Annotated in this window: 13 protein-coding genes; 2 read left to right on the top strand and 11 right to left on the bottom strand. The window is 71.5% G+C overall.

Features of this window, described 5'->3' with window-relative positions; genetic code table 11:
* Nucleotides 1-62: 62 nt before the first annotated feature.
* From ACIBM5_RS43225 to ACIBM5_RS43180, 10 genes are all read right to left on the bottom strand, one after another.
* Nucleotides 63-2,378, bottom strand: coding sequence for a VWA domain-containing protein (locus ACIBM5_RS43225; protein ID WP_396012172.1), 2,316 nt, complete (start codon nucleotides 2,376-2,378; stop codon nucleotides 63-65).
* Between the two features lie 396 nt (nucleotides 2,379-2,774).
* On the bottom strand, nucleotides 2,775-3,761 hold the full coding sequence (locus tag ACIBM5_RS43220; protein WP_391586915.1) for a pseudouridine synthase: 987 nt from the start codon (nucleotides 3,759-3,761) through the stop codon (nucleotides 2,775-2,777).
* Nucleotides 3,761-4,591: an SMC-Scp complex subunit ScpB gene (scpB, locus tag ACIBM5_RS43215; RefSeq protein ID WP_396012171.1), complete on the bottom strand. Its 831-nt coding sequence runs from the start codon at nucleotides 4,589-4,591 to the stop codon at nucleotides 3,761-3,763. The genes ACIBM5_RS43220 and scpB overlap by 1 nt, the downstream gene beginning before the upstream one ends.
* A complete protein-coding gene (locus ACIBM5_RS43210; RefSeq protein WP_396012170.1) occupies nucleotides 4,588-5,613 on the bottom strand; it encodes a segregation and condensation protein A in 1,026 nt (341 codons plus the stop codon). The genes scpB and ACIBM5_RS43210 overlap by 4 nt, the downstream gene beginning before the upstream one ends.
* A gap of 132 nt (nucleotides 5,614-5,745) precedes the next feature.
* Nucleotides 5,746-6,309, bottom strand: a complete 564-nt coding sequence (locus ACIBM5_RS43205; protein WP_396012169.1) for a hypothetical protein — start codon at nucleotides 6,307-6,309, stop codon at nucleotides 5,746-5,748.
* The gene (locus ACIBM5_RS43200; protein ID WP_020555592.1) at nucleotides 6,294-7,268 is read right to left on the bottom strand and encodes a ParA family protein; all 975 of its coding nucleotides are present in this window, start codon (nucleotides 7,266-7,268) and stop codon (nucleotides 6,294-6,296) included. Before ACIBM5_RS43200 ends, ACIBM5_RS43205 begins: the two co-directional genes overlap by 16 nt.
* A 354-nt stretch (nucleotides 7,269-7,622) precedes the next feature.
* Nucleotides 7,623-8,522 carry a tyrosine recombinase gene (locus ACIBM5_RS43195; RefSeq protein ID WP_396012168.1) on the bottom strand — a complete coding sequence of 300 codons (900 nt, stop codon included), beginning with the start codon at nucleotides 8,520-8,522 and terminating at the stop codon, nucleotides 7,623-7,625.
* Between the two features lie 598 nt (nucleotides 8,523-9,120).
* Nucleotides 9,121-10,236, bottom strand: coding sequence for an alanine dehydrogenase (gene ald, locus ACIBM5_RS43190; RefSeq protein ID WP_391586910.1), 1,116 nt, complete (start codon nucleotides 10,234-10,236; stop codon nucleotides 9,121-9,123).
* 200 nt (nucleotides 10,237-10,436) lie between these two features.
* Nucleotides 10,437-12,557, bottom strand: a complete 2,121-nt coding sequence (locus tag ACIBM5_RS43185) for a tetratricopeptide repeat protein (RefSeq protein WP_396012166.1) — start codon at nucleotides 12,555-12,557, stop codon at nucleotides 10,437-10,439.
* 191 nt (nucleotides 12,558-12,748) lie between these two features.
* Nucleotides 12,749-13,390 carry an NUDIX domain-containing protein gene (locus ACIBM5_RS43180; RefSeq protein WP_396012165.1) on the bottom strand — a complete coding sequence of 214 codons (642 nt, stop codon included), beginning with the start codon at nucleotides 13,388-13,390 and terminating at the stop codon, nucleotides 12,749-12,751.
* Here ACIBM5_RS43180 and ACIBM5_RS43175 point away from each other — a divergent pair.
* Nucleotides 13,281-14,084 (top strand): Scr1 family TA system antitoxin-like transcriptional regulator, encoded by an 804-nt coding sequence (locus ACIBM5_RS43175; RefSeq protein WP_396012164.1) that lies wholly within the window; start codon nucleotides 13,281-13,283, stop codon nucleotides 14,082-14,084. The genes ACIBM5_RS43180 and ACIBM5_RS43175 overlap by 110 nt on opposite strands.
* Complete coding sequence (locus ACIBM5_RS43170; protein ID WP_396012163.1) at nucleotides 14,068-14,253, top strand: DUF397 domain-containing protein; 186 nt, start codon at nucleotides 14,068-14,070, stop codon at nucleotides 14,251-14,253. The genes ACIBM5_RS43175 and ACIBM5_RS43170 overlap by 17 nt, the downstream gene beginning before the upstream one ends.
* A gap of 114 nt (nucleotides 14,254-14,367) precedes the next feature.
* Here ACIBM5_RS43170 and ACIBM5_RS43165 read toward each other — a convergent pair whose 3' ends face one another.
* A complete protein-coding gene (locus ACIBM5_RS43165) occupies nucleotides 14,368-16,044 on the bottom strand; it encodes a CTP synthase (RefSeq protein ID WP_391587152.1) in 1,677 nt (558 codons plus the stop codon).
* Nucleotides 16,045-16,189 lie beyond the last annotated feature (145 nt).

Raw genomic sequence — 16,189 nt, 5'->3', positions numbered from 1 at the left:
AAGTGCGTGACGTGCGAGTTCAGGTGCCGGGACCCCGCATCCCGGCCGGTACCGCAACAGCACTAGCGCGGGGGGCCGTAGCCGAACGTGGTGTCGTCGGGGCCCGCGCCCGGCCCGGGATCCGCGGCGGGTCCCGAACCGTACGGGCCGTACGGGTTGTACGGCCGGTCGGATCCGTAGGCATCCTCGCCGTACGGCCGCGGGGGCGCGGTCGCGGGCGCGGCGGAGCCGTACGGGCCGTAGGGCTCACCCGACCCGGAACTCGCCCCGTCGGGCGGCCCGTTCCGGACCCGGTCGTCCGTGAAGCCGAGCGCGAGCCCGGGCTCGATCTCGGTCGGCCGACCCGTGTCCAGGTGCAGGTGTGCGCCGAGCGGCGTCTCCACGTCCATCGTGCCGGTCGCCGCGGTCCGCCGCACGATCCACGCGGTTCCGGGCTCGTGCTGGTACAGCGGAATCAACTGGGGCGGGAAGCCGGTGGTGTCCAACCGGAACCACATCGCCTCGGCGCGCTCGTCCAGTGGCCGGGTCTCCACGCCGATCGGCTGCCCGTCGCGGTACAGGCGCAGCGCGATCGGTCCGATCCGGCGTGCCCGCTTGCGCCGCTTGGCGAGGTAGCCGAGCAGCCCGAGCAGCAGTGCGATCAGCACGATGCCCCCGATCACCAGCCACAGGTACTCGTCCCAGAACCCGGGCGGCGGTTCGACGGTGACGGTGCGGGTGGTCTCGAAGAGCACCTTGTCGCCGTCACCGGTGTCCAGCACCCGGACCCGGCCGGTGTGGTCGCCCTTGGCGATGTCCTTGCCGAACGCGAGCTCGAACCCGAACTCGTCGGACCCGGCCGTCACCCGCTGCTCGGCGCCGGTGATCCGCAGCCCGGTGCCGGCCGGGAAGTCGGCGACCACCCGCAGGGTGTGCGGCCTGGTGTCGTTCACCTTCCAGGACACGGTGCCCGCGACGCTGCCGCCGGGTTCGATGGTGGCGTCGCCCCACTTGATCTCGGCCGAGACCGCGGCCGGTCCCCCGCCGAGGGTGACCGTCTTGACCTCCCGGGTGCCGGCCACGCCCGGTGCGCTGATGGTGCCGGTGAAGCTGACCTGGCCGGTGATGCCGCCCGGGATCCGGTAGTCGCTGAAGAACTCGCCCTTGGCGCCGGGCCGGAGCGGGATGTCCGCCTTGAGGCCGGGGCCCTCGACGTGTCCGGAGACGGTGACGCCCTTGAGCGCGGCCGGATCGGTCAGGTTCTTCTCCCGGGACTGCAGGAAGACGCTGAACTTGACCGGCTCGCCCGCGCTCGGCTGGGGCGGGTTGAGCTGGACGTAGGACTTGACCACGCCCTGCCACAGCGCGGCCGCGCTGACCGGCCCGGAGAAGCCGTCCGGCGCCTTGAGGTGGATCCGCCACTTGCCCGCCACGGGATCGGTGATCCGCAACGTCTCGGTCCGCGAGCCCTGCCCGCGCTGTTCGGTGCCGGGCGCGTTGTCGACCCGCTTGCCGTCCGGATCGAAGAACGTGGTCTCGATCCGCTCGTTGGCCTTCTGCACCTGGATGACCACGTCGGTGGCGATCGCCGGGATCGTCACGTTCAGGTCGGCCTCGCCGTTCACCTCGGTCGAGTCGGTCTGGGTGACACCGGCGCAGCGCGCGGTCCCGAACGCCTTGCGCAGGGTCTGCACGACCTCGCCGGAGTCCTTGACCGTGACCGCCGCGGGCTTGTCCTCGGGCCGTTGCGAGCACATCGACGGCGCGCCGCCGTCCGCCATCCGGGACAGTTGCGCCGCGTCGATCGCGCTGCCGAAACCCAGGGGCCAGATCTGCACGCCCGCCGCCTTGGCCTGGGCCAACGCGGCGGTCAGGCTCTTGTCCAGCTCGCCCGGGATCCGTGCGGCGTCGTTGCCGTAGCCCTCGCCGGGCGAGACCGCCATCGCGCCGTCGGTCAGCACGAACAGGACCCTGGGCTGCCCGGCGGGACTCGCCGCCAGCATGCTCACGCCCTGCCGGATCGCGGCCGGGATGTCGGTGTTGTTGCCCTCCTGGTCGGTGCGCGCGTGCAGCCTCTCGGCACACTTGGCCGCCGCCGGATCGGACACCGCGGTCATCGGGCAGACCACGTCCACCGCCGGTTTCACGCCGGCGCCGCTGCCGAAGCCGACCACCCCCACGCGCGAGTCGGGCGAGAGTTCGCCGATCGCGGCCAGCGCCGCGGCGTCCTTCTCCCGGTCCAGGTCGGCACCCTTGAGGCTGCCGGACTCGTCGACCAGGATCGCGTAGGAGATCGGCGCGACCTTGAGGCTCGGATCGCCCACCGTCGGGTCCGCCGCCCCGGCCGTGCCGGGCGTCAGCGCCAGTGCGAGCGCGCCGAGCAGAGCCGCGGTGGCCAACCGTCGTGGACGCCGTGTGGAGGGCGCCGGCCGTGGCGCTCCCCGGCGGACAGGCAGCACCAAAGTGGTGTCCCCCCTGCTGTCGGCCCCGCGGGCGCGAGGCACACCTCGGGTATTCGGCAACGTTCTAGCAGCAACGTGGGGGGTTGTGGGCACCGATCGCGATCACTGGCACACGCTCGGTTCCGAACCGTTATGCGGCCTGGGCCCGGGCACCCCCGTGCGGGCTTCCACGATGCACCATCGGGCAGTCCGACGGAACCGAATCGGCCGGATACGAACAACGGCCGCAACGGTTCCACCCGTAAGTGGAACCACTGCGGCCGTCAAGGCAGTTGGCTGCCGATGCCGAATGCGACGGGGTTGCCCCCGAGTACGCCCCTGGCCGTGTCCGGCCTACAGGTCGACCTGGCGGAAGAGCAGGCCGATCTCGTCGTTGGACAACCGGCGGGTGCGGCCCGGCTTCTGGTCGCCCAGCTGGATCGGACCGAACTGCGTGCGCACCAGCCGCTCGACCGGGAAGCCCAGCTCGGCCAGCATCCGCCGGACGATGTGCTTGCGGCCCTCGTGCAACACCACCTCGACGAGGAAGTTGTTGCCGACGCTGTCCACGATCCGGAAGCTGTCGGCGCGCGCGACGCCGTCCTCCAGTTCGACCCCGGCCTTGAGCTTCTTGCCCAGGTCGCGCGGGATCGGGCCCTGGATCGAGGCGAGGTAGGTCTTGCGCACCTCGTACCGGGGGTGGGTGAGCCGGTTGGAGAGTTCACCGTGGTTGGTGAGCAGGATCAGGCCCTCGGTCTCGGTGTCCAGCCGGCCGACGTGGAACAGGCGCTGCTCGAACTCGGTGATGTAGTCCGCGATGGTGAACCGGCCGTCCGGGTCGAACATGGTGGACACCACGCCGGTCGGCTTGTTGAACGCGATGTAGGTCTCCGCCGGGCGGGTCGGGATGCGCATCCCGTCGACCTTGATCTCCACCGTGTCCGGGTCGACCCGCTTGCCCTGCTCGGTGACCCGCTCGTCGTTGACCTGGACCCGGCCCGCCTCGATCAGGTTCTCGCAGTGCCGGCGGCTGCCGATGCCCGCGTCCGCCATCACCTTCTGCAGGCGGACGCCCTCCTGCTTCTCGCGCTCGTTGCGCTCGGTGGAGCGCATCGTGGTCGGACGGCGGTCCGGGCGACCGGTGCTCGCCGACGGGCGGCGGTCCTTGCCACCCGCCGCGCCCGACTTCGGCTGCCCACCCGCGCCGCCTCGACGATTGTCGTCGGCGACCCGGCGGGGCTGCGGAGTGTTGCTGCCGCGCCCGGTGCCCCCGCGCTTGTTCACCGAGCGTTCGTTGCCTCGGTCGTTGCCGCCGGAGCCTTGCCTGTTGGTGGGTGCCATCAAACTTCCGTTGTCGTCTCGCCGTCGTCGGGGTCGGCGTGCACCGCCCCGGTATCCCTCCCAGTATCCCCGGTCCGCGCAACCGGGGACGCCGCGCGGTGCGGGAAGCCGTCCAAAGGCCCCTCGCCCTCCGCCTCCAGTGCCTCGATCTCGGGCAGGAAAGGGGCCAATTCCGGCAACTCGTCGAGCGAGCGCAGGCCCATCCGCTCCAGGAAGAACTCGGTGGTGCGGTAGAGCGTGGCCTGGGTCTCGTATTCGATGCCGTACTCCTCCACCAGCCCGCGGGCCAGCAGCGTGCGCATCACGCCGTCGCAGTTGACGCCGCGCACCGAGGAGATCCGACCGCGGCTGACCGGCTGGCGGTAGGCGACCACGGCGAGCGTCTCCAGCGCGGCCTGGGTCAGCTTGGACTGCTGCCCGTCCAGCACGAAGCGCTCGACGGCGGCGGCGTGCTCTGGGCGGCTGTAGAACCGCCAGCCGCCGGCCACCTCGCGCAGGTCGAAGCCGCGCCCCTGGGCGGTGTACTCCAGCGCCAGCGTGCGCAGCGTGGCCAGCACGTCGGGAAGCGGGTGATCGAGCACCTCGGCGAGCAGATGTTCGGAGACCGGCTCCTGGACCACCATCAGGATGGCCTCCAGCGCGGCCGGGAGCGGACTGTCCGACACCGGCAGGGCGGGCGGTGGGGTCTTGCCCCGGGCGGCCCGCGGAGCGGGCACGGCGGCCTCGACGGGCGTCGCCCGCTCGGACCGCGGCGTCGGGGCGGGCCCGGCCGCCGGCTCCGGCCCGGTCTCGTCGGCCGGCTCGATCCAGAATCCCTCGTCGCCGCTCACGCGTCCTCCTCGCCCTCGCGCGGCACCGTGTCGAACTCGTCGAACTCGACACCGACCACCACGTCCTCGTCCGTCCCGGCCGTCCAGCGCACGGTCAGCTCACCCAGCGCCTCGACCTGGTCGAACCCCACCGCCAACTCGCGAAAGAGTTCGAGCAGCACCAGGAACCGGGCGATCACGTGCAGCGTGTCCGGCGCGTCCTCGGCCAGCTCGGCGAACGTCGCGCTGCCGGTGCGCCGCAGCCGCTCGACCACTATCGCCGCCTGCTCGCGCACGCTCACCCGCTGCACGTGGATGTGCTCGATCGAGACGATCCGCGGCGCCTTGGGGGTCATCGCCCTGGCCGCCAGCCGGGCGAACCGGTCCAGGGACGTGGTGATCACCACCTCGGGCAGCAGCCCCTGGTAGCGCGGCTCCAGCGGCACCTCGCGCGGGTGACGGCGGGACTCCTCGGCCCAGCGGTCCTCCAGGATGCCCGCGATCTGCTTGTACGCCCGGTACTGGAGCAGCCGCGCGAACAGTATGTCCCGGGCCTCCAGCAGGGCCAGGTCCTCCTCGTCCTCGACCTCGGCGACCGGCAGCAGCCGGGCCGTCTTCAGGTCGAGCAGGGTCGCCGCGATCAGCAGGAACTCGGTGGCCTGACCCAGGTCCCAGTCCGGGCCCTGGGCCCGGATGTGGGCGATGAACTCGTCGGTGACCCGGGACAGCGCAACCTCGGTGACATCCAGCTTGTGTTTGGCGATCAGGCCCAGGAGCAGATCGAACGGGCCCTCGAAGTTGGCCAGGTTGACCCGGAAGCCGGTGCCGTCGTCCGCCGGGAGCCCGGGGCCGGGAGCCGGGTCGGAAGCGGGCACCGGGCTCGGGCCGGGGCCGGGCGCGGGAGCGGCCCGCGGGTCGGGCTGCGAAACCGGCTCCGGCACCGCCTGCTCAGCCGATGCGGGCGGCCCCTCGACAGCGGCGGGCCGACCCGGGCCGCGCCCGAGTGTGCGTCGGGAGGGGGCGGGACCGTTGGTGTTGGACATGGTGCGCTCAATGGTGCGGGCCGCGACTGCGGGAAACGGCACGGACCCGCCGGGCGGTGGTCCGAATTGGGCCACTCAGGGGACCGGCGGGTCCGTCGAGACTTCGCGAAGCGGGGTTCGCTCGAATGTCGCTTAAGAGCCACGCAGGCGACGGACGAGAATGCTCGCCTCACCGCGCGCCTCCAGGTCGGCCAGGACCACCGCGACCGCCTCGCGCACTATCCGACCGCGGTCCACGGCCAGGCCGTAGTCGCCGCGCAGGCTGAGGCGTGCGTGTTCGAGGTCCATCAGTTCCTCGGCGGACACGTAGACCGTGATCTTCTCGTCGTGTCGCTCGCGCCCGCTCGGGCGGCGCTGCGCACGGGTACGGCGGTGTGCCGGGCGCGCGTTCGGGTCGACACCCGCGGCGGCGGCGGACATCGAGGACGCCCCCGACGGCGTGGGCGCCTCGCGGCGGCCGGGCACGGGATGTTGCACGGCGTGCTGTTCGGCCTCGCCGGGACCGCCGTCCGCACCGGACGACTCGTGTCGTTCGGTGCTGTCGGAACCTGCTCCGACCGGCGGTACCTGCGCGGGTACGGTGCCGCGCGGCTCTGCCGAATCCCCGCCGGCGCTCTGCTGCTGTTGCCGCAGCATGGCACCACCGGTGGTCCGGAACAGCTCGTCGGCACCCGGGAGACTCACTCGGCGCGACACCGGGCGAGCACCTCCCTGGCCAGTTGGCGATAGGCGGCTGCGCCCACCGAGTTGGAGGCGTACGTGGTGATCGGTTCGCCCGCGACGGTGGTCTCGGGGAACCTGACGGTGCGTCCGATCACGGTGTGGAAGACCTGGTCGCCGAACGCCTCGGTGACGCGGGCCAGCACCTCCCGGCCGTGCACGGTGCGCACGTCGTACATCGTCGCCAGGATGCCGTCGAGCACGAGGTCGGGGTTGAGCCGCTCGTGCACCTTCTCGATCGTCTCGGTCAGCAGCGCGACCCCGCGCAGTGCGAAGAACTCGCACTCCAGCGGCACGATGACGCTGTTCGCCGCGGTGAGCGCGTTGACCGTGAGCAGACCGAGCGAGGGCTGGCAGTCGATGATGATGTAGTCGTAGTCGTTGACCAGCGGCCGGATCGCGCGCGAGAGCGTGGTCTCCCGGGCCACCTCGGTGACCAGCTGCACCTCCGCCGCCGACAAGTCGATGTTGCTGGGCAGCAGGTCCATGCCGGGGATGATCGTCTTCAGCAGGACGTCGTCCGCGCTGAGATGACTTTCCATCAGCAGGTTGTAGACCGTGAGTTCGAGTTCCATGGGGTTGACGCCCAGGCCCACCGACAGTGCGCCCTGGGGGTCGAAGTCCACGAGCAGCACTCGTCGACCGTACTCGGCAAGCGCGGCACCCAGGTTGATGGTCGACGTGGTCTTGCCGACGCCGCCCTTCTGGTTGCACATCGCGATGATCTTCGCCGGGCCGTGTTCGCTCACGGGCGCCGGAATCGGGAAGTACGGGAGGGCGCGGCCGGTGGGGCCGACCCGCTCACGCCGTTGCGTGGCGGCGTCGGGGGCGAGAGTCGCGGCGTACTCCGGATCCGGTTCGTAGTCCGCGTCGGGGTCGAACGGTCCGCCACGCAGTTCCTCGGCGTAGCGCAACTCGTCGTCGTAGTAGTACATATCGTAGGCGTACTCGTGCGCGTCCGGACCATCGAGCCCGTCTTGCCCGGCCTGACCGGCCGGGGCCGTCTGGCCCGCCTGGACGGCGCTTTCCGTGCGCGTCCCCTGCTGGTCCTGCGGGCCGTCGGCGGGCCCGTAGGAAGAGGTAGTCGGCGCTGCACGGCCCGGCGCCGCCCCTGGCTGGGCACCCCCGGGAGCAAATGTCGACTCGTTCACAAGTCGTCTTACCTCCTTGCCGACCAGGTCATTTCTTGCTTCGTCAGCCTGAATCCTTGCCGACGGATCGCGACTCTATGGCGTTGCGGACGGTCGCAGCAAGGCGAACCGCCCGACGCATGCAACATGTGAGGCGATCTAGTCAAGCGCCCGAGGGTGGGATCCTGCGTACACCTGACGAGGTCCGTCGGGGGTTTCGCGCCCGTAGACCCGGGTCGTGGACACCGAGGAATGACCCAGGAGTTCCTGGACGACCCGGACATCGGCCCCACCGTCGAGCAAATGCGTGGCGAACGAACGCCGCAGCGTATGCGGGGAGATGGGGTCCGGCAGCGCCGCCCGCGCGGCGGCCTTCCTGAGCACGACCCAGCCGCTCTGCCGTGACAATCCGCCGCCTCGCGCGTTGAGAAAGACGGCGGTGCCGCCGCACCCGGCGGCGGCGAGTTCGGGGCGGGCCCGGACCAGATACACATCGAGCGCGTCCAGGACGGACGCACCGAGCGGCACCACCCGCCGGCGACCACCCGGGCCGGCCAGGCGGATGGTCCGGGCGGCCAGGTCCAGGTCGTCCAGGTCCGCGCCGACGGCCTCCGACACCCGCGCGCCGGTGCCGTACAGCAGTTCGAGCAGCGCCCGGTCACGTGGCCCGTACGGTCCGGCACCCGTCGAGGCGGCGGCGAACAGCGCCTCGACCCGCTCGACCGACAGCGCGTCGGCGCGGCGCGGCGGCGGCGCGCCCGGACGCACGTCGTGCGCGACGTCGACCGCGACGAACCCCTCGCGCAGCGCGAACCGGTGCAGCCCGCGCACCGCGACCACGGCCCGGGCGACCGACGCCTCGGCCGGCCCCGCGGCCCGCAACCCGTCCACGAACGCGGTCACGTCCTCGCCCCGCACCTCCGCGAGTGCGCGCACCCCGCGCGCATGCAGATAAGAGAGGTAACGTCGAAGATCCCGCCGATAGGCAAGCAGCGTGTTCCGCGCCACCCCACGCTCACCCGTCACATGGGCCAGATAGGCCCCGACCACCGCATCCACGGCCCCATTCTGCCCCCCAAAACACCACATGCCGCACACCCACGCCATTGGGGGTGTACGGCATGCAACGCCCTACGCAAACGCCGACCATCACGCCCGACCAAGCCGACCCGGCCCGCCCGCGCCCGAGAAAACCCGAGCCCCGCAGCCCTCACACCCGGCCAAGCCAACCCGGCCCGTCCGGCGCTTGAGGAGACCCGAACGAGACCCGCAACCTCAGCGAGACCCGCAACCCCCAAGTCCGAGCGAACCAACCCAGCCCGTCCGGCGCTTGAGGACACCCGAGAGCCACAGCCCTCACGCCCGCGCAAGCCAACCCAGCCCGTCCGGCGCTTGAGGACACCCGAGACCCGCAACCCCCAAGCACCGGCCGAGCCAACCCAGCCCGCCCGGCGCTTGAGGACACCCGAGCGAGACCCGCAACCCCCCAAGTCCGAGCGAACCAATCCAGCCCGTCCGGCGCTTGAGGACACCCGAGACCCGCAGCCCTCAAGCACCAGCCGAGCAAATCCAGCCCGGCCGGCGCTTGAGGCCAAGTAGCTCAGGCCAACCGCTCCAGCCCGGCCGGCGCGTGAGGCCAAGCACGTGAGGCCAGGCGTCAGCCCAGGATGTCGTCCAACGACACAGCCGGCAGGCCAAGTGCCTCGCCGACCGCGGCGTTGGTGAGCAGACCCTCGTGCGTCGACAGACCGAGCGCCAGCGCCCGGTCGGCCTTGGCCGCATCGCGCCAGCCCCGGTTCGCAAGCTGCACGATGTACGGCAGCGTCGCGTTGGTGAGCGCGTAGGTCGAGGTGTGCGGCACCGCGCCCGGCATGTTCGCGACGCAGTAGAAGATCGAGTTGTGCACCTTGTACACCGGGTCGTCGTGCGTCGTGGCGTGCGAGTCCTCGAAGCAGCCGCCCTGGTCGATCGCGATGTCGACGAGCACGGAGCCCGGCTTCATCCGCGACACCAGCTCGTTGGTGATCAGCTTCGGGGCCTTGGCGCCCGGGATCAGCACCGCGCCGATGACCAGGTCCGCGTCCAGCACGGCCTTCTCGATCTCGTACGTGTTCGACGCGACGGTCTGCAGGTGACCCTGGTAGATCCGGTCCGCGTCGCGCAGCGCCTGGATGTTGCGGTCCAGCAGCAGCACCTCGGCCTGCATGCCCAGGGCGATCGCCGCCGCGTTCATGCCCGAGACGCCGGCGCCGATCACGACGACCTTCGCGGCGTAGACACCGGAGACGCCACCCATCAGGGTGCCGCGACCGCCGCCCTGCGCCATCAGGTGGTACGAGCCGACCTGCGGCGCGAGCCGACCGGCCACCTCGGACATCGGAGCGAGCAGCGGCAGCGCGCCGTTGGGCAGCTGCACCGTCTCGTACGCGATGGACGTGGTACCGGCGTTGAGCAGGGCCTCGGTGCACTCCTTACCCGCGGCGAGGTGCAGGTAGGTGAAGAGCGTCTGGTCCTTGCGCAGCCGTCCGAACTCCGACGCGATCGGCTCCTTGACCTTCAGGATCAGGTCGCCGGTCGCCCAGACGTCGTCCGCCGTGGGGAGTATGGTCGCCCCCGCGGCCACGTACTCCTCGTTCGGGATGGAGGAGCCGACGCCCGCGTCGTGCTCGATGTAGACCTCGTGACCGTTGCGCACGAGCTCGTGCACGCCGGCGGGCGTGATCGCCACGCGGTACTCGTGGTTCTTGACCTCGCGGGGGATACCGACCTTCACGGCTATCAAGTCCTGTCGACAGAGGGTTGGGCACCAGCGAGCCCGAGCATGCGAATGCACGCCGTACCTCGTGGTGTCCCTAGCTTAGTGCGGTTGGAACGCCCCGCCAACCTTACAAAGTGGCAGTGAGTGGGCTACCGCTTGTCTATTTCGTAGGTTGCGCCCGAGATAAGGGGCGAGAGCGAGTACCCGCGGCAGCGCTATTCGTCACCCAGAAAGCGGCGAACCTCGTCCGCTTCCGGCGCGCCCGCGTCCACGAGCAGGGCCAATGCCTCCCGGCGGCGCGAGCGGGCGTCCCGCACGTCGCCGGCTTCGAGCGCCAGCTCGGCGCTCTGCAACAGGGCGAGTGCCTCCAGGCGCTCGTCGCCCGCCGCCCGAAACGCCTCCATCGCGTCCCGGTAGACCGCGAGCGCCTCCTGCGCACGCCCCGCCTCGCCGAGCACGGCGGCGATGTCGGTCAGCACCCGGCCGATGTCGGCGGGGTTGCCGATCCGGCGGCGCACCCCCAGAGCCGCCCGGTGGTCGCGGACCGACTGTTCGAATCGGCCCATCCGCGCGTGCAGCCGGCCCAGGTGGGACAACACCCGCGCCTGGCCCGCCGCGTCGCCGATGGTGCGGCGCAGCAGCAGCGAGCGGTCGTACCAGTCCGCGGCACGCTGCAGGTCGCCCAGGTCGGCGTAGGCGTTGCCGAGGTTGACCATCGCCCGGCCCTCGCCCGCCGGGTCGCCCAGTCCGCGGGAGACCTCCAGGGCCGCGCGGTAGCAGGACAGCGCCTCCTCCAGTTCCTGGCGCGCGACGTGCAGGTTGCCCAGGTTGAGCAGGGCGACCGCCTCCTGCCGGCCGGAGCCGGCCCGGCGGGCGGTGGTCAGCGCGAGTTCGTGCAGTTCGCGCACGTCGCTCCAGTGCGCCCGGCGATCCAGCAGCCGGGTCAGCACCGAGACCAGCCGGCGGGTGGCCGCGTCCAGGCCGGCGGCCGCGGCGACCCGGGCGGCGGCCAGCAGTTCCGGCCGCTCGTCGCGCAACCACGCGCGGGCCTCGTCGGCGGACTCGAAGCGCACATCGGCACCCGGGTCCGGGCCGTCCGCGCCGACGATGATCCGCTCGGCCGAGCGGGCCAGCCGCACGTACCGGTCGAGCAGGCGCACCCGTGCGTTGCGCCGCTCGCCGGGCCGCTCCTCCGCGTCCAGGCGTTCCTGTACATAACCGCGCACCAGGTCGTGGAAGCGGAAACGGCCGGGCACCGAGCCCTGTTCCAACAGGTGCAGCTCGCGCAGCTCGATCAGCGACCGGGTGGCCGCGTCGGGTCCGCAGTCGGCGAGCGCGGCGGCGGCGTCCGCGCCGAACTCGCGCCCGGGCACCAGCGCGAGCAGCCGCAGCAGCCGCGCGGCGGAGGGCACCAGTTCGCGGTGGATCAGCGAGAAGCACGCCCGCACCGCGAGGTCGTCGCCGGCCTGCTCGCGCAACCGCAACCGCTCGGCCCGCAACCGGCGACCCACGTCGGCCATCGCGTAGCGCGGCCGGGCCCGCAACCAGGCGCCGGCCATCCGCAGCGCGGCCGGGTGGAAGTCGCACAGGGCGGCCAGCTCGTCCGCGGCGCGTGGATCGCACGCGACCCGGGTGTGTCCGGCCAGGTTGCCGAGCAGTTCGGCCGAGGCGCGCCCGTCCAGCATGTCCAGCGCACAGGTGCGCACGGCCGCGGCCCGGCCCAGGCCGGTGAGCGGGGACACCGAGGTGATCACCACGAGCGTGGTGGGGCTTTCCGGGAGCAGCGGACGCAGCTGTGCGGTCCCGGTCACGTCCTCCAGCAGGATCAGGAAACGTTTCCCGTCCAGATGCTCCCGAAAGAGCCGGATCCGCTCCTCGTGCGCGGAGGGTATGGCCACCGTGCCCAGCGCGTACAACAACGACTCGAGCACGTCGCCGGGCGGGATCAGCTCACCGCGCGGCCCGGTGAGCCGGGCGTACAGCCGGCCGTCCGGGAAGTGCGGGGCCAGTCGGTGGGCGAGCCGGACGGCGAACTCGGTACGGCCCACGCCGACCGGTCCGGTGATCGCGACCACCCGGTCCCGGGGCAGCCACACCGTGCGGGTGGTGCCCGGATGCTCGGGGTCGGTCGGCGCGAGCTGCGCCGGGATCGCCGCGCCGGGTCCGGTCACCCAGCCGTAAAGGGTGTCGAGTTCGTCGGCGCGCCCGACGAAGTCGGGCCCTCCGGGCGGCAGTTGGTCCACGATCGCGGGCAACGCCTCGGCCGGCGCGCGCATTCCGGGGACCAACCCCTCGGCCGTCGCGCACCCGACCCCGGACTCCCCGGTCACCGCCACCGCAGACGCCCCCTGTCTCACCCACACCCATCGCGCAGATTACGGCCACGCACCGGCTCGGGAGGTCCGACTCGCCAACCCCGAAGCGCCAATTCCGCAGCCATGCGCCCCCGAGGCGACGAGGGGGTGGGCACAGGAGTCCCCGGCCCACCGGGATCCGCCGGACACGGCCCCGACGCGACCGCAGCCCGTCAGTAGGGCCGAGCGGGCCAGGGCGCATCCGCCGGCCGGAGCGCGTCCAGCCCGTCGCCGGCCAACGCGGCCGAGAGCGCGAGGGCGCCCGAAACCAGTATCGGGTTGTGCAGTTCGCCCGCGAGGATCCCGGCGAGCGCCTCGTCCAGCGGCAACCAGGCCAGTTCCATCCCGACCTCCTCGTGCTCGACCGCGAACCGCTCGGCCTGCGACTCGGCCAACCCGCGGGCGAGGAACACCCGGATCGCCTCGTCCGACGAACCGGGCGTCGTATAGAGGTCCACCAGCACGTTCCAGGTGCCGGCCTCGTGGTGGGCCTCCTCGAACAACTCCCGTTGGGCGGCGTGCAGCGGGTTCTCCCCCGGCACGTCCAACAGTCCGGCCGGGATCTCCCACAACTTGTGCCGCACCGGGTGGCGATACTGGCGCAGCACCAACAGCCGGCCCTGCTCGTCCAGCGCGAGCACACCCACCGACCCGGGATGGTCCAGGTAGTCGCGCCGCGCACTGCTGCCGTCCGGCATCTCGACCATGTCGCTGCGCATCGACCAGACCCGCCCCTTGAACGGCGTCTCGCTCTCCGCGACGGGCCACGCCTCGGCGGTGTCGACGATCCTCGCCCGAGTGCCCGGGTCGTTCACGATGCGCTCCCCTTCAACAGCCGCCGGCCGGATACCGCCGTCCCCATCCGTCAGCCTAATGCTCCCGGATCACCCCACCCGGCTCCGACAAGCCGAAGCCTGGGCACAGCCCGCACCCGGACGCGTGCCGATGGTTTCCGGGCCCCTCCGGATCGGTCGGTGCATCGCCCTGCACCCATCCGTCGCCACGGGTGTCGTCACGATGCCTCCGAAGGCCCTTCGACCAGCGCAGCACACACATCGAACGCGGCACCGAACAGCCCACCATCACCCACGCCCTCCGCGGCCAAAGGCACCCGGAGCCGCGCCGCGACCGCCCTTGCGGATGACCGCGTTCATCACCGAACCGGCTCTCCGAATCGACGTCGGCGGCGAGCGGGTGATGCGCGAACAGCTTCAACACCTTCTGGTACTGGCCGAGTTGCCCAACGTCCACCTCGTCGTGATCCCGTTCGGATCCGCTGCCGTCGCCATCCTGGGATCCGGGTTCACGAAGTTCGACTACCCCGACGAAGAGCCGAGCGTGATCATCAACGCCGGTGCCGCAGGCCCCTTTCCGGCAACCGACGAGCCGTCCCATATTCGGCGCGGCCAACCACTGATCGACAGACTGATGGGCGCGGGACTGGCCCCGGGAGAATCCGTCGCCATGATCCGGCAATACGTCACGAAGTGGAGTGGCCGTGAGTTCTGAAGCACGTCCGGCGTGGAGGAAGAGCCGCCACAGCACCCAGGACAGTGACTGCGTCGAGGTCGCGCCCGATCGCGAGGTCGTTCGCGCGCGGGACTCGAAGGTGGGCGCGGGCCCGGTGCTGGGCTTCGGTGAGGCTCCCTGGGCGCGCTTCGTGAGTGCATTGAAGTAGCGGCCGTCCCGACCCGACGCCGAGGAGCCACCCGCCCGGATGATCGGGTGGGTGGCTCCTCGAAGGTGTCGGTCTATCGGACCGGCGGCTTGTCGGTCGGGTGCCGGCGATGCGTCAGGAGGTGGTCTCCGGGACGCGGTGCTCGCCCTTGATGCGGCTGACCGCGGCCGCGACCAGGCCCGCGAAGAGCGGGTGCGGGCGGGTCGGGCGGGACTTCAGTTCCGGGTGGGCCTGGGTGGCGATGAAGTACGGGTGCTGCTCGCGCGGCAGTTCCACGTACTCCACCAGACGGCCGTCGGGCGAGAGGCCGGAGAAGACCAGGCCGGTCTGCTCCAACTGCCCGCGGTACGCGTTGTTGACCTCGTAGCGGTGCCGGTGCCGCTCCTCGGACTGCGCCGCGCCGTACACCTCGCGGGCGATCGAGCCCTCGGCCAGGTCGGCCGTGTACAGGCCGAGCCGCATCGTGCCGCCCAGGTCGCCCTGGCCCGCGACGATGTCGAGCTGGTCGGCCATGGTCGCCACCACCGGGTGCGCGGCCTCGGGGTCGAATTCGAGCGAGTTCGCCCCGGCCAGGCCCGCCAGGTTGCGCGCGGCCTCGATCACCATGCACTGCAGGCCCAGACAGATGCCCAGGGTCGGGATCCGGTGCTCGCGGGCGTACGCGATCGCCTGCACCTTGCCCTCGACGCCGCGGTCGCCGAATCCGCCGGGAATCAGCACCGCGTCACAGTCGCCGAGCTCGCGCGCGGCGCCCTCGGGCGTCGCGGTGTTGTCCGACGTCACCCACTTGATCCGGGTCCGCACGTTGTTCGCGAAGCCGCCCGCGCGAATCGCCTCGGTGACCGAGAGGTAGGCGTCGGGCAGGTCGATGTACTTGCCGACCAGCGCGACGGTGACCTCGCGCTCGGGCTGGTGCACCCGGCGCAGCAGGTCGTCCCACTGGGTCCAGTCCACGTCCCGGAAGTTCAGCCCGAGCCGGCGCACCACGTACGCGTCCAGGCCCTCGGAGTGCAGGACCTTGGGGATGTCGTAGATCGACGGGGCGTCGATGGCCGCGACCACGGCCTCCTCGTCCACGTCGCACATCAGCGAGATCTTGCGCTTGATGTCCTGCGGCACGGCCCGGTCCGCCCGCAGCACGATCGCGTCCGGCTGGATGCCGATGCTGCGCAGCGCGGCGACCGAGTGCTGGGTCGGCTTGGTCTTCAGCTCGCCCGAGGGGCCGATGTACGGCAGCAGCGAGACGTGCAGGAAGAACACGTTGTCCCGGCCGACCTCGTGCCGGACCTGGCGGATCGATTCGAGGAAGGGCAGCGACTCGATGTCGCCGACGGTGCCGCCGACCTCGGTGATCACGATGTCCACGTCGTCCACGGCCATGGCCCGGATCCGCGACTTGATCTCGTTGGTGATGTGCGGGATGACCTGCACGGTGTCACCGAGGTACTCGCCGCGACGCTCCTTGGCGATGACCGTCGAGTAGACCTGACCGGTCGTCACGTTGGCCGAGCCGTGCAGGTCGACGTCGAGGAAGCGCTCGTAGTGGCCGACGTCCAGGTCGGTCTCGGCGCCGTCGTTGGTGACGAACACCTCGCCGTGCTGGAACGGGTTCATCGTCCCGGGGTCGACGTTCAGGTAGGGGTCGAGCTTTTGCATCGTGACCCGCAGGCCGCGCGCCTTGAGGAGCGCTCCGAGGCTCGACGCGGTGAGCCCCTTGCCGAGCGAGGAGGCGACGCCTCCGGTGACGAAAAGGTGCTTCGCCTGCCGGGTGCGACTGGGCGTCTGAGGCACTGCCAAGGAGGGGCTCCCGTGGTTGCGATCGAGGGGATTTCGAAGGGGACGCTGCTGGGCCGATGCGGGCCCGGAACAGTCCCACCAAGTCCACGGGATACCAGCCTAACAGCGTCCGGGGTCGAGGTCCCGCACCCGGTGCGGA

It is taken from the genome of Embleya sp. NPDC050493 (assembly GCF_044458105.1).
GTDB lineage: Bacteria > Actinomycetota > Actinomycetes > Streptomycetales > Streptomycetaceae > Embleya.
Note: the sequence above shows the minus strand (reverse complement) of the source record. Positions and strands in the feature narration are given on the sequence as shown.

Coding starts and splice junctions, on each gene's coding strand:
- ACIBM5_RS43175 (WP_396012164.1), top strand. CDS start 13,281: ATGTCGCTGCGCATCGACCAGACCCGCCCCTTGAACGGCGTCTCGCTC.
- ACIBM5_RS43200 (WP_020555592.1), bottom strand. CDS start 7,268: ATGTACTACTACGACGACGAGTTGCGCTACGCCGAGGAACTGCGTGGC.
- ACIBM5_RS43210 (WP_396012170.1), bottom strand. CDS start 5,613: ATGTCCAACACCAACGGTCCCGCCCCCTCCCGACGCACACTCGGGCGC.
- ACIBM5_RS43220 (WP_391586915.1), bottom strand. CDS start 3,761: ATGGCACCCACCAACAGGCAAGGCTCCGGCGGCAACGACCGAGGCAAC.